The organism is Bradyrhizobium sp. NAS80.1 (assembly GCF_001908205.1).
Taxonomy (GTDB): Bacteria; Pseudomonadota; Alphaproteobacteria; order Rhizobiales; family Xanthobacteraceae; genus Bradyrhizobium.
The window spans coordinates 54,919-68,825 of the sequence record NZ_LGHL01000037.1 but is presented as its reverse complement, the minus strand read 5'-3'; the positions used below and the strand labels follow the sequence as shown (position 1 = coordinate 68,825).

12 protein-coding genes are annotated in these 13,907 nt (G+C 65.3%); all 12 read left to right on the top strand.

Features of this window, described 5'->3' with window-relative positions; all coding sequences use genetic code 11:
* Positions 1-136 precede the first annotated feature (136 nt).
* The 12 genes from AC629_RS09335 to AC629_RS09280 all read left to right on the top strand — a co-directional run bounded on the left by AC629_RS09335 (position 137) and on the right by AC629_RS09280 (position 13,854).
* Positions 137-1,738 carry an ABC transporter substrate-binding protein gene (locus AC629_RS09335; protein ID WP_084804490.1) on the top strand — a complete coding sequence of 534 codons (1,602 nt, stop codon included), beginning with the start codon at positions 137-139 and terminating at the stop codon, positions 1,736-1,738.
* A gap of 103 nt (positions 1,739-1,841) precedes the next feature.
* Positions 1,842-2,822 carry an ABC transporter permease gene (locus AC629_RS09330; RefSeq protein ID WP_084804488.1) on the top strand — a complete coding sequence of 327 codons (981 nt, stop codon included), beginning with the start codon at positions 1,842-1,844 and terminating at the stop codon, positions 2,820-2,822.
* A gap of 1 nt (position 2,823) precedes the next feature.
* Entirely contained in the window at positions 2,824-3,792 is a 969-nt protein-coding gene (locus AC629_RS09325) for an ABC transporter permease (RefSeq protein ID WP_084804486.1), read from the top strand.
* A 13-nt stretch (positions 3,793-3,805) separates the two neighbouring features.
* Positions 3,806-4,792 carry an ABC transporter ATP-binding protein gene (locus AC629_RS09320; protein WP_084804484.1) on the top strand — a complete coding sequence of 329 codons (987 nt, stop codon included), beginning with the start codon at positions 3,806-3,808 and terminating at the stop codon, positions 4,790-4,792.
* The gene (locus AC629_RS09315) at positions 4,789-5,778 is read left to right on the top strand and encodes an ABC transporter ATP-binding protein (protein ID WP_084804482.1); all 990 of its coding nucleotides are present in this window, start codon (positions 4,789-4,791) and stop codon (positions 5,776-5,778) included. Before AC629_RS09320 ends, AC629_RS09315 begins: the two co-directional genes overlap by 4 nt.
* Positions 5,779-5,859: 81 nt before the next feature.
* Positions 5,860-7,665, top strand: coding sequence for a gamma-glutamyltransferase family protein (locus AC629_RS09310; protein WP_084804480.1), 1,806 nt, complete (start codon positions 5,860-5,862; stop codon positions 7,663-7,665).
* An 11-nt stretch (positions 7,666-7,676) separates the two neighbouring features.
* Positions 7,677-8,387 carry a DUF1028 domain-containing protein gene (locus AC629_RS09305; protein ID WP_084804479.1) on the top strand — a complete coding sequence of 237 codons (711 nt, stop codon included), beginning with the start codon at positions 7,677-7,679 and terminating at the stop codon, positions 8,385-8,387.
* A complete protein-coding gene (locus AC629_RS09300) occupies positions 8,384-9,373 on the top strand; it encodes an ABC transporter ATP-binding protein (protein ID WP_084804477.1) in 990 nt (329 codons plus the stop codon). The genes AC629_RS09305 and AC629_RS09300 overlap by 4 nt, the downstream gene beginning before the upstream one ends.
* Entirely contained in the window at positions 9,373-10,479 is a 1,107-nt protein-coding gene (locus tag AC629_RS09295) for an ABC transporter ATP-binding protein (RefSeq protein ID WP_084804475.1), read from the top strand. The genes AC629_RS09300 and AC629_RS09295 overlap by 1 nt, the downstream gene beginning before the upstream one ends.
* Before the next feature lie 22 nt (positions 10,480-10,501).
* A complete protein-coding gene (locus AC629_RS09290; protein WP_084804473.1) occupies positions 10,502-12,013 on the top strand; it encodes an ABC transporter substrate-binding protein in 1,512 nt (503 codons plus the stop codon).
* A gap of 10 nt (positions 12,014-12,023) precedes the next feature.
* Complete coding sequence (locus AC629_RS09285) at positions 12,024-12,965, top strand: ABC transporter permease (RefSeq protein ID WP_084804470.1); 942 nt, start codon at positions 12,024-12,026, stop codon at positions 12,963-12,965.
* Positions 12,966-12,969: 4 nt separating this feature from the next.
* On the top strand, positions 12,970-13,854 hold the full coding sequence (locus AC629_RS09280; protein WP_084804468.1) for an ABC transporter permease: 885 nt from the start codon (positions 12,970-12,972) through the stop codon (positions 13,852-13,854).
* Positions 13,855-13,907 lie beyond the last annotated feature (53 nt).

The following is a 13,907-nucleotide window of genomic DNA, read 5'->3' as shown; positions in this document are numbered from 1 at the left end:
ATTGCTGCACAGCGGCGCAACTTGGCGCGTTCCTTGCTGGAATGTCGCTTGCACGGGTCGATAACTCTGGGCAACATGGATCGGGCCGCCCACCGAACAATCAAAAAACCATGGTGCGGCATGGAGAGGGTCAAGGATGTCAGTCGGACGAAGTCTGTTTGCGGCGACGCTCGCCGGTATGCTTGCGTTGACAGTCACGCCGGCGTCGAGCCAGACGCTGCGCTATGCCAACCAGGGTGAGCTCAAGTCGCTCGATCCCTATACGCTGAACGAGTCGACGACCCATGCGCATCTCGGCCACGTCTATGAGGGCCTCATCGAGCGCGACAAGGACTTGAAGATCATCCCGGCTCTGGCCGAAAGCTGGGAAACGCCGGAGCCGACCCGCTGGCGCTTCCATCTGCGTAAGGGCGTCAAGTTCCACAATGGCGATCCCTTCACCGCCGACGACGTGGTGTTCTCGGCAGAGCGCGTGCGCGCCCAGGGTTCGAACCTGCAGAACCGCCTCCCCGCCGACGCCAAGGTGATCAAGGTCGACGACTACACCGTCGATTTCGTCCTCAGTTCGCCCAATCCCATTCTCATAGGGCAATGGGACGTCTGGTACATCATGGACAAGAAATGGGCAGAGGCGAACAACGCGGTCGCACCGACGCCGGTCGCCGCCACAACGCCGAGCTACGCCTCGCTGCACGCCAACGGCACCGGTCCCTTCATGATCGACAGCCATCAGCCAGGCGTGAAAACCGTGTTCAAGGCCAATCCGAACTACTGGAAGAAGCCGGAACACAATCTCAAGGAGATCGTGTTCACACCGATCGCCTCCGACGCAACGCGCGTGGCGGCGCTTCTGTCCGGCGAGGTCGATGTCATCGAGCCGGTTCCGATCCAGGACATCCAGCGCGTCAATGCGAGTCCCAATGCAACGGTGCTTTCCGGGCCGGAACTGCGCACGATCTTCATCGGCATGGATGAGTCGCGCGACGAGCTGCTGTACTCGAACGTAAAGGGCAAAAACCCGTTCAAGGACGTCCGTGTCCGCGAGGCCGTCTACAAGGCAATCGATGTCGACCTGATCAAGAATCGCGTCATGCGCGGCCTCTCCACTCCGTCCGCCCTGATGATCGCACCGGAGCTCTATCCGCTCTCGAAGGAGTTCACGCGGCCGAAATCCGATCTGGAGGGCGCCAAGAAGCTGCTGACGGAAGCAGGCTATCCCGATGGCTTCGAGGTCACCATGGACTGCCCGAACGACCGCTACGTCAATGACGCCGCGATCTGCCAGGCCGTGGTCGGCATGCTCGCCCGCATCGGCGTCAAGGTGAACCTCCTGGCGCAGCCGAAGGCGCAGTATTTCGCCAAGGTGCTGAAGCCCGGCGGCTTCAAGACCTCTTTCTTCCTGCTCGGCTGGACGCCGGCCACGATGGACTCCCAGAACGTCCTGCACGACATCATGGGCTGCCGCGACGATCCCAAGGACCCGAACCGGGGCGAGGCCAATCTGGGCGGCTATTGCAACAAGCAGCTCGACGAGCTCACGGACAAGGTTCTCGTGGAGGCAGATCCGGCCAAGCGGGATCTCCTGATCAAGCAAGCCTTCGACATCGCGATCAAGGATTACGCCTACATCCCGCTGCACCAGCAGGCGCTCGCCTGGGGCGTATCGAAAAAGGTGAAACTGGTTCAGCGTGCGGACAACCAGGTCCTGCTCTACTGGGCCACCAAGCAGGAAGAGTAAGTGCAGGAACGTTGCGAAGTCCCGGAAGCCCTGGCTTCCGGGACTTGTCATTCAGGGTCGCGCAAAGATGCGCGTCACCGCTGAAGGGAGCTGAAAGGAAAAGATGCTCGCTTTCACGCTTCGCCGGGCAATCCAGGCCATCGGCGTCATGATCGCCGTCGGGATCATCGCGTTCTCGATGTTCCGCTTTGCCGGCGACCCCGTGAACCAGATGGTCTCGCTGGATACGTCGGGCGCCGAGCGCGCTGCGATCCGCCAATCGCTCGGGCTCGACGATCCCGTGATCGTGCAGTTCGGCCGCTATGTCGGCAACGCCGCGCAGTTCAAGTTCGGCATCTCCTACCAATTCCGCCTGCCCGTCACGGACCTGCTGATGGAGCGGATGCCGGCAACGCTGGAACTCGCGATCTGCGCGACCATCTTTGCGATGGTCTGCGGCATCCTGATGGGCGTCTATTCGGCGCTGCGCCGCGACACCTGGCTCGCGCATGCGTTCCAGGCGATCTCCCTGATCGGCATCTCGCTGCCCACCTTCCTGATCGGCATTCTCCTGATCTACCTGTTCTCGGTCACGCTCGGCTGGCTGCCCTCGTTCGGGCGGGGCGAGGTCGTGCATATCGGCTGGTGGACGACCGGACTGCTGACGTTGTCCGGATTGAAGGCGCTGATCATGCCGTCGATCACCCTCGGCCTGTTCCAGATGACGCTGATCATGCGGCTGGTGCGCGCCGAGATGCTGGAGGTGATGCGCACCGACTACATCCGTTTCGCCCGCGCCCGCGGGCTCACCACACGCGCGATCCACTTCGGCCACGCGCTGCGGAACACGCTGGTGCCCGTGATCACGGTTGCCGGCCTGCAGTTTGGCTCGGTCATTGCTTTTGCGATCATCACCGAGACCGTGTTCCAGTGGCCCGGCATGGGGCTCCTGTTCGTGCAGGCCGTGCAGAATGTCGATATCCCCATCATGGCGGCCTATTTGATGATGGTGTCCCTGATCTTCGTCACCATCAACCTCGTGGTCGATATCCTCTACACCATCGTCGATCCGCGTCTGCGCTCGACGGTCAGCCGGGCACACTGAGATGAGCGACGCGGTCGTCCAGCACAAAGTAGAACAACGCGGCCCGCGCGAGGCTCGCCCGAGTTGGCTCAAGCGCGCCCTCGACAGCGACCTGTTCTATTCGTTCCGCCGCTCCAGGATCACGATGATCGCCGCCGCGGTGACGCTGCTGTTCTTCCTCGTGGCGATCTTCGCCTCCTGGCTTGCCGTGCAGAATCCCTTCGACCCGGCGCAGCTTCAATTGATGAACTCGCGCATCGCCCCGCTCTGGACCGCCGACGGGCAGAGCCCGTTCCTGCTCGGCACCGACGAGCAGGGCCGCGACGTCTTTTCCGCGATCCTCTACGGCCTGCGCATCTCGCTCGTCGTGGGAATACTCGGCGTCCTGTTCTCCGGTGCGCTCGGCATCCTGCTCGGATTGACCGCCGGCTATTTCGGCGGCGCCGTCGACGGCCTGATCATGCGTGTTGCCGACGTGCAGCTCTCCTTCCCCGCGATCCTGATCGCGCTTTTGATCAACGGCATCGCCAAATCGGCGCTCGGCAACAAGCTCGACGAGATGAGCATGCTGGGCGTGCTGGTGTTGGCGATCGGCCTGAGCTTCTGGGTGCAATATGCCCGCACCGTGCGCGGCTCGGTGATGGTCGAAAAGAACAAGGACTATGTCGCGGCCGCGCAACTAATCGGCCTTCCGGCCCCCGTGATCATGTTGCGCCATGTGCTGCCGAACACGATGGGACCGATCCTCGTCATCGCCACCATCAATCTCGCGCTCGCCATCATCACCGAGGCGACGCTGTCCTTCCTCGGCTCGGGCATGCCCGAGACCATGCCCTCGCTCGGCACGCTGATCCGCATCGGCAACAACTACCTGTTCGCGGGCGAATGGTGGATCGTGGCCTTTCCCGGGTTCGCGCTCGCCGCGCTGATCCTCTCGATCAACCTGCTCGGCGACTGGCTGCGCGACGCGCTCAACCCGAAGCTCCGATGAGTACGCCGCGCCCATGACCGAACCCGTTCTCTCCGTCCGCAATCTTCAGGTCGAGTTCGCATCCCGCCGCGGCACGCTGCGCGCCATCGACGGTGTCTCCTTCGACATCGCCAAGGGCGAGGTGCTCGGCGTGGTTGGCGAATCCGGCGCCGGCAAGTCCGTCACCGGCCTCTCGGTGATCGGCCTGATCGACCCGCCGGGTCGCATCGCCGGCGGCGAGATTCATCTCGCGGGCCTGCGCATCGACAATCTGCCGCCGGAGGAGATGCGCCGCGTCCGGGGAAAACGGATCGGCATGATCTTCCAGGATCCCCTCACTTCGCTCAACCCGTTGTACCGGATCGGCGACCAGATCGTGGAGACGATCCGAACCCACCTCGATCTGTCCGAACAGGCGGCCCGCCGCCGCGCCATCGACCTGCTGGCCGAAGTCGGCATTCCCGCACCCGAAAAGCGCATCGACGGCTATCCCCACGAATTCTCCGGCGGCATGCGCCAGCGCGTGGTGATTGCGCTGGCGATTTGCGCCGAGCCGGAACTGATCATTGCGGACGAGCCGACCACCGCGCTCGACGTCTCCGTGCAGGCGCAAATCATCTCGCTGATCAAGCGGCTCGGGCGCGACCACGGCACCGCGGTGATGCTGGTGACCCACGACATGGGCGTGATCGCGGAAACCTCGGACCGCGTCGCGGTGATGTATGCCGGCCGCATCGCCGAGATCGGCCCGGTGCAGGACGTCGTGAAGAATCCGCTGCACCCCTATGCCAAGGGCCTGATGGGCGCGATCCCGACGCTCGCCGGCGACGACAAGCGCCTCGTGCAGATTCCCGGCTCCATGCCGCGGCTCTCGGCGATCCCGCGCGGCTGCTCGTTCAATCCGCGCTGCGCGTTCGCGTTCGACCGCTGCCGGGTGGAGCGGCCGGAGCCGTTGCCGCGCGGCGCACAATCGGTCGCCTGCCACCTTTATGACAGCGTGCCCGCGGAGAGCGCGGCATGAGCACCCCGTTCGTCCAGGCTACAAATCTGCGCCGCGTCTTCGACGTCTCGAAACCCTGGCTCAACCGCGTCCTCGAAGGCGGGCACCTCGAATATCTTAGGGCGGTCGACGGCGTCACCTTCGACATCCGGAAGGGCGAGACCTTTGCGCTGGTCGGCGAGTCCGGCTCGGGCAAGACCACGGTGGCGCGGATGGTGGTCGGCCTCTTGCCGCCCAGTTCCGGCGATGTCCTGATCGACGGCGTCTCCATGACCGCCCCGCGGCAGGCGCCGGCACGGCGAAAGCTGCGCCGCCGCATCCAGATGATCTTTCAGGACCCTTATGCGAGCCTGAACCCGCGCTTCCGGGTCGATGCCATCATCTCCGAACCGATCCGCGCCTTCGACCTGATCCAGGGCGAGCGCGACATCCAGGCGCGGGTTGGCGAACTCCTCACTCTCGTCGGCCTGCATCCCGACGACCGGCTGAAGTTTCCACACGAATTCTCCGGTGGCCAGCGCCAGCGGATCGCGATCGCCCGGGCGCTCGCCTCTGACGCGGAATTCATCGTCTGCGACGAGCCGACCTCCGCGCTCGACGTCTCCGTGCAGGCGCAGATCCTGAACCTGATGCGCGACCTCCAGGACAAGTTCGGCCTGACCTACATGTTCATCAGCCACAACCTCGCCGTGGTCCGTCACATGGCGAGCCGTGTCGGTGTGATGTATCTCGGCCGCATCGTCGAGATCGCGGAAGGGCGCGAATTGTTCGCCCGCCCACGCATGCCCTACACCAAGATGCTGCTGGGCGCCGTGCCTGATCTGGCCATGAGCGGCCGCCAGCGTATTCCGGTCAAGGGCGAGATCCCGAACCCGATCAATCCGCCCTCCGGCTGCGCTTTCAATCCGCGCTGCCCGCTCGCGTTCGACCTCTGCCGCAAGGAGACCCCGGAACTGATCGACGGCGTCGCCTGCCACGCGGTTAACACCGCGCCGGTACCGGCGTGACGCGCGCGTGCCATGCGGCCTGCGCATTTGGCCGCGGCCTAGCCCTGTGATCAAGTGCGCGCGCCGAAAATGAGGTAGCCCATGGCCAGCAAGATCAATCCCGATCCCTTCACGACGCGCCCCGAGATCGAAGGCACGTTCGGGGTCGTCGCCACCACGCACTGGATCGCAACCGCCGTCGGCATGGCCGTCCTGGAAAAGGGCGGCAACGCCTTCGATGCCGGCGTCGCCACCGCCTTCACGCTCCAGGTGGTCGAGCCGCATCTGAACGGTCCCGGCGGCGACGTGCCCATTATCGTGCATGACGTAAAGCGCGGCCGCACCGAGGTGATCTGCGGCCAGGGCCCGGCGCCGGCGCGCGCCACCATCGCGCATTACAAGAGCGAGGGCCTCGACATGGTGCCCGGCACCGGCCTGCTCGCCGCCTGCGTTCCAGGCACCTTCGAATCATGGATGATGCTGCTCCGCGACTACGGCACGATGCGCGTGCGCGACGTGCTGGAGCCGGCTATCTCCTACGCACGTGACGGCTACCCGCTGGTCGAGCGCGCCTGCGCCACGATCCAGACGGTCGAGCAGCTGTTCCGCAAGCACTGGCCGACCTCGGCCGCGGTCTACCTGCCCAACGGCGAGGTGCCGAAGCCCGGCACGCTTTTCACCAACAAGACGCTGGCCGCGACCTACGCCCGCATTCTCAGCGAGGCTGAAAGCGGCGGCGGTGGCCGCGACGCCGAGATCGAGCGCGCGCGAAAAGCCTGGTCGCAAGGTTTCGTCGCCGAAGCCATCGACAAGTTCTGCCGGACCCAGGAAGTGATGGACGTCAGCGGCTCGCCGCACCGAGGCGTCCTCTCCGCTGACGATATGGCGCGCTGGCAGCCGACGATCGAAGCGCCCCTCACCTACGACTATGGCCGCTACACCGTCTGCAAGGCAGGCGTCTGGAGCCAGGGTCCGGTGACGCTCCAGCAGCTCGCGCTCTTGAAGGGCTTTGCGCTCGACGGGCTCGATCCGACCGGACCGGAATTCATCCACCTCCAGATCGAATGCGCCAAGCTCGCATTCGCCGATCGCGAAAAATTCTACGGGGATCCGAAGTTCAGCGAGATCCCGATCGCGACGCTGCTGTCGGACGCCTATAACGACGAGCGCCGCAAGCTCGTCACCGACAAGGCCTCTCTCGATTTCCTGCCGGGCTCGGTCGAGGGCTTTGGCGGTGTGGTCAAGTTGCGCCGTGCGGAAGGCCAACGCGAGGCGGTCGGCGCGCTCGGCGCCGGCGAGCCGACGGTGGGCCGCTTCGGCGAGGTCCGCGGCGACACCGTGCATTTCGACATTATCGACAAGGCCGGCAACATGGTGTCCTCGACGCCGTCGGGCGGCTGGCTGCAATCCTCTCCGATCATTCCCGAGCTCGGCTTCTGCCTCGGCAGCCGCGCGCAGATGTTCTGGCTGGAGGAAGACCACCCCGCCGCGCTGGCGCCGGGCAAGCGGCCGCGCACCACGCTCTCGCCGACCATGGCGCTGCGCGACGGCGAGCCGTACCTCGCCTGGGGTTCCCCCGGCGGCGACCAGCAGGATCAATGGATCACGCAGCTCTTCCTGCGCCACGTCCATTGCAACCTCAACCTTCAGGAAGCCATCGACGCGCCGGCCTGGCACTCCGAGCATTTCCCGATCTCGTTCTGGCCGCGCACCGCGCGGCCCGGCGTGCTGGTGGTCGAGAACCGCGTGCCGAAGGCGACCATCGAGAATTTGCGCGAGCGCGGGCATATCGTGGAAGTTGGTCCCGACTGGTCCGAGGGCCGTCTCACCGCGGCCTCGCGCGTGGGTGTGCGACGGCGCGCCGCCGCCAATCCGCGCGGCATGCAGGGCTACGCCGCAGGGCGCTGACGGACAACGACATGACCTGGTCGATCATCGCGCGAGATCCTGCCACCGGCCAATTCGGCATCGCCGTTGCGACTCGCTTCTTCGCGGTCGGGGCGCGCGTGCCTTATATCGCAGCCGGCCGTGGCGCCATCGCGACGCAGGCCTTCGTCAATCCCTACTACGGCATCGATGGCGTCAGGCTCTTGCGCGAGGGCCTGAACGCGCATGACGTGCTGTCCACGCTGCTCGCGACCGACGACGGCCGCGAGAGCAGGCAGCTCCACATCATGGACGCGAGCGGCGAGATCGCAGCGCATACCGGTCGCGACTGCGTTGACTGGTGCGGGCACATCGAAGGCAGCGGCTTCTCGGTCGCCGGCAACATGCTTGCCGGCGCCGGCGTGCTCGACGAGACCGCAAGAACCTACATTGCTAATGGCAGCCTGCCCTTCCCGCGCCGCCTGCTCGCCGCCATGCGCGCAGGCGAGGCTGCCGGTGGTGACAAGCGCGGCAAGCAGTCCGCCGCGCTCCTGATCCACGGCGAGGAGGAATGGGCGGCGCTGGACTTGCGTGCCGACGATCATCCCGACCCGCTCGGCGAGCTCGAACGGCTCGAGCAAGTGAGCCAGGAGCTCTGGGTCCACTTCCGTGACTCGCTGCCGACGCGGCAGAACCCGGCCGGCAACACCGATCGCAGCGTCATCGACGCCAGCGTCGCCGCAGCACGTGCAGCGCGATCATGAGCGTGAGCCCTCTCATCGAGATTAGGGATCTTCGTATCCGCTTTCACGGTGACGACGGCCGCATTACCCACGCAGTCGACAGTGTCGATCTCAGCGTCGCCAATGGTGCGACGCTTGGCCTCGTCGGCGAATCCGGCTGCGGCAAGAGTGTCACGTCGCTGGCGATCATGGGGTTGCTGCCGAAACAAAGCGCGGAAATATCAGGCGCGATCCGCTTCGACGGCCTCGATCTCCTGCAGACGCCGGACCAGACCCTGCGTGACCTCCGCGGAAACCGGCTGGCGATGATTTTTCAGGAGCCGATGACCTCGCTCAATCCGAGCTTCACCATCGGCGACCAGATCATCGAGACGATCTTGCGCCATCGCGGTGGCTCGCGTCGTAGCGCGCGCGAACGGGCAGTCGAGCTGCTGCGGCGCGTTCACATCCCCTCGCCAGAGCGGCGGATCGATGAATATCCGCACAAGCTCTCCGGCGGCATGCGCCAGCGCGTGATGATCGCGATGGCGCTCGCTTGCGATCCACAGCTCCTGATCGCGGACGAACCGACCACCGCGCTCGACGTGACCTTGCAGGCGCAGATCCTGGAGCTGATGCGGGAACTGAAGGCGGCGAGCGGCGCCGCGATCATCCTGATCACCCACGACCTCGGCGTGGTCGCCGAAGTCTGCGACGAGGTCGCGGTGATGTATGCCGGCGAAATCGTCGAGCGCGCACCGGTGGACGAATTGTTCTCTGCGCCGCAACACCCCTACACTGTCGGCCTGCTCGGCTCGATCCCGCGGCTCGACCATCGCACCGAGCAGCTCGCGACGATCGAAGGCATGGTGCCTAACATGGCGCAGCCGCCCGCTGGCTGCCGCTTCGCCGCGCGATGCCCCTTCGTGCTGGACGCCTGCACCAGGGCGCCGCCGCCGCTGGTGGAAGTCACCCCCGGCCATCTCTCGCGCTGTATCCGCGCGCCGCTCGAACGCCTGGTGTCGTGATGGCGTTGCTCGAGGTCGAAGGCCTGGTCAAGCATTTCGTCGCCGAGCGCTCGCTGTTCGGCCGGGCGCTGGCGCACGTCAGAGCAGTCGACGGCGTTTCCTTCTCGCTGGAAGCCGGAAAGACGCTCGCTCTGGTCGGCGAATCCGGCTGCGGCAAATCCACCGTCAGCCGCCTCGTATTGCGGCTTATCGAGCCGGATGCGGGCACCGTGCGGTTCGACGGGCGCGACCTCCTCGCCCTCGACGCCAACGATTTACGGGCCTTTCGCCGCGAAGCGCAGATCATCTTCCAGGACCCTTACGCCTCGCTCAATCCGCGCATGACTGTCGGCCAGATCCTGAGCGAACCGCTGGCACTGCACGATCTCGTGCCGGCGGCGCGACGGCGCGAGCGCGTCGAGGAGCTGCTGCGGCTGGTGGGCCTCGAGCCGCGGCTCGCGCGGCGTTATCCGCACGAGTTCTCCGGCGGCCAGCGTCAGCGCATCGCCATTGCCCGCGCACTCGCGGTCGAGCCGAAACTGATCATCTGCGACGAGCCGGTCTCGGCACTCGACGTCTCGATCCGCTCGCAGATCCTCAACCTGCTGCGCGAGCTCCAGGGCCGGCTGGGACTGGCCTATATCTTCGTCTCGCATGACCTCGCGGTGGTCAAGCACATCGCCGACCGCGTCGCCGTGATGAATCTCGGCTGTATCGTCGAAGAGGCTGACGCGGACGCGCTGTTCGCCCAACCCCGGCATCCCTATAGCCGCGCCCTGTTGTCTGCGATTCCCCTGCCGCAGCCTCACGCCAAGCAAGCGAGAGTCATGCTGGAAGGCGAGATCCCGAGCGCGCTCAATCCGCCGGCCGGCTGTCGCTTCCACACCCGCTGCCCCTTCGTGGTCGATCGCTGCCGCACCGAGGCGCCGGAGCTGGTGGCCGACGGCGCTGGCCACGCCACCGCCTGTCATCGCGTGGGCGAGCTGCCGTCGGCCGACGCCATCCTGCCCGCAGCGGGCAGGTTCACTCCGGAACTGGCAAAACTAGTCGCAGCCTTCAGCCGAAAGACGGAAGGCGCGGGGCCGGCCGGTGTTGGTATACAGAGTGCAAAGCCTACGACGACGTAGCCGAAGCAATGGGGACTGTCCGATGAAGATGTTTCGCCTGGCCGCAACGTCCGCCGCTTTCCTGCTGTCACTTGCCGTAGCCGCGCAGGCCCAGACCACGCTGCGCATCGGCCTCGCCGAAGACCCCGACATCCTCGATCCCTCCATGGCGCGCACCTATGTCGGCCGCATCGTGTTCTCCGCGTTCTGCGACAAGCTGTTCGACATCGACGAGAAGCTCAACATCGTGCCGCAGCTCGCCCTGTCGAGCGAGACCCTCGATGACGGCAAAGGCCTCGTCATCAAGCTCCGCCCCGGCGTGAAATTCCACGACGGCGAGCCGTTCGATGCGGAGGCCGCCAAATTCTCACTGGAGCGCCATCTGACCTTCCCCGGCTCGTTCCGTAAACCGGAGCTCGCCTCGGTCGACCACATCGAGGTGGTCGATCCCCTCACCATCAAGCTGGTGCTAAAGTCGCCGTTCTCGCCGCTGCTCGCCCAGCTCACCGACCGCGCCGGCATGATGATGTCGCCGAAAGCGGCGAAGGAAGCCGGCGACAAGTTCGGCCTGCGCCCGGTCTGCGCCGGTCCCTACAAATTCGTCGAGCGCGTTCAGCAGGACCGCATCGTTTTCGAGAAGTTCGCCGACTACTGGAACAAGGACAACGTCTTCATCGACCGCATCGTGTTCCAGCCCATCGTCGACGCCACCGTGCGGCTGGCGAACCTGAAATCCGGCGGCCTCGATCTGATCGAGCGCGTGCTCGCCACCGACCTCAAGGAAGTGCGCGCGGATTCACGGCTGAAGGTCGCCACCGCCATCGAGCTCGGCTATCAGGGCATCACGCTCAATATTGGCAAGGACAAAGCCAAGGGGCCACTCAGCCAATCCGCCAAGGTGCGGCAGGCACTCGACCTTGCCATCGACCGGGAAGCGATCAATCAGGTCGTATTCAACGGCGAATTCCAGCCTGGCAATCAATGGGTCAATCCTGATCATCCCTACTACCAGAAGTCCCTTCCGGTCCGCGGCCGCAACGTCGACAAGGCCAAGGCGCTGCTGAAGGAGGCTGGCGTGACGCCGCCGGTCAGCGTCGATTTCCTGGTGCCGAAGGGCGCTGAGACGGAGACGCCGGCGCAGGTGATTCAGTCGATGGCCGCCGAAGCCGGGTTCGACATGAAGATCCGCGTCACCGAATTCGCGACCGGGCTCAAGCAGGCCGAGGCCGGCGACTATCAGGCCTATATGCTCGGCTGGAGCGGCCGTGTCGATCCCGATGGCAATAGCTATGTCTTCCTGCACAGCAACGCCCCGCAGAACTACAGCGCCTGGAACAACGCCCAGGCCGACAAGGCCCTCGATGATGCGCGGCTCGTCACCGACCCCACCGAGCGTAAGGCCATCTACGAAACGCTGGCGAAGCTGGTCCAGGACGAGGAGCCGCTCCTTTATCTCTATCACCGCCGCATCATCATCGCGCACACCACCAAGCTCGAAGGCTACAAGCAGATGCCCGACGGCCTCGTGCGTGTCATCGGCCTCAAGCTGAAGTGACGATCAGAGGATGCTGAACTTCCTCGCCCGCCGTCTTGCGCAGATCGTACCGACACTGTTCTTCGTCTCGGTGCTGATCTTCTCGCTCCAGCAACTGCTGCCGGGCGATCCGGCGCTGGTGATGGCGGGCGAAGAGCGCGATCCGGCCGTGATCGAGCAGATCCGGCACCAATACCGGCTCGATCAGCCCGTCCCCGTGCAGTACGCCTACTGGATCAAGGGCGTACTGGCTGGCGATTTCGGCGAGTCGCTGCGCAACAAGATGCCGGTGCGCGAGCTGATCGCACAGAAGCTGCCGGTGACGCTCCAGCTCGGCTTGATGGCGATCGTGATCGCGTTTCTGATCGGCATTCCCGCCGGCATCGTCGCCGCCGTGAAGAAGGGGTCCGCTTGGGACTACGGCGCCAATCTGTTCGCGCTGTGGGGTATCTCGACGCCGAACTTCTGGCTCGGCATCATGCTGATCTTCCTGTTCTCGATCGAGCTCGGCTGGTTGCCTGCCTCGGGCTATGTACCGCTCTCCGAGAACTTGCGCGCGAGCCTCGCCGCCACCGTCATGCCGGCCTTCGTGCTCGGTAATGCAATTTCCGCGATCCTGATGCGGCACACGCGCAGCGCCATGCTTCAGGTGCTGGAAAGCGACTACGTCCGCACTGCGCGCGCGAAGGGACTTTCGGAGCGCTCGGTGATCCTCAAGCACGCCATGCGCAATGCACTGACGCCGATCATCACGCTGAGCGCGCTCGAACTCGGAACACTGTTGTCAGGCGCGGTTCTGACCGAGCAGATCTTCTCCATTCCCGGCTTCGGCAAGCTGATCGTGGACGCCGTCTTCAACCGCGACTACGCGGTCGTGCAGGGCGTGGTGCTGGTGACAGCCACGGTCTACATCACGCTGAACTTGGTCGCCGACATCGCTTATATCCTCGTCAATCCGCGGCTACGGGGCTAGATCCATGAGCGATGCCGCGCTGCCAGGACCCGTCATACAAGCTTACGAGCTGGACAGCCCGGCACGCCGCGCGCGTCGGCGGCTGTTCAAGCGCAAGGCGGCGGTACTCGGTCTCGTCGTTCTCACGATGTTCATCGCTCTTGCAATCCTCGCGCCGATCATCGTGCCCTACGATCCCGTCGCGACGAGCTGGAGCCTGGTGCGCAAGCCCCCCACCGCGGCGCACTGGTTCGGCACCGACGAGTTAGGGCGCGACATCCTCAGCCGTGTCGTCTACGGCGCGCGGGCCTCGCTGCTTGCCGGCCTGATCTCGGTCGCGATCGCGCTCGGCGTCGGCGTGCCACTCGGCCTGCTCGCCGGCTATCGCGGCGGCTTCACCGATGCGCTGATCAGCCGGATCACCGACGCGATGCTGGCCTGCCCGTTCCTAATCCTGGCGATTGCGCTGGCGGCGTTCCTCGGTCCGAGCCTCGGCAATGCCATGATCGCAATCGGCATCTCGGCAACCCCGATCTTCATCCGCCTGACCCGCGGCCAGGTGCTGAGCGTCAAGGCCGAAGACTATGTCGAGGCCGCGCGCGCTCTCGGAAATCCGCCCTGGCGGATCGCATTCTCGCACATCCTGCCGAACATCCTGCCCGCGCTTCTGGTGCAGGCGACGCTGTCGATCGCGGCCGCCATCATCGCCGAGGCGGCGCTGTCCTTCCTCGGCCTCGGCCAGCAGCCACCGGCTCCGTCCTGGGGCAGCATGCTCAACGCCGCGCAGCGCTTCCTGACCCAGGCGCCATGGATGGCGATCTGGCCAGGCCTTGCGATCTTCCTCGTGGTGCTGTCGCTGAACCTGCTCGGCGATGGCCTGCGCGACGCGCTCGATCCGCGCCAGCGCTAGACGTCCCTCATGGTGAGGAGCGCGCTCTTCGCGCGCGTCTCCGGACAATGCTT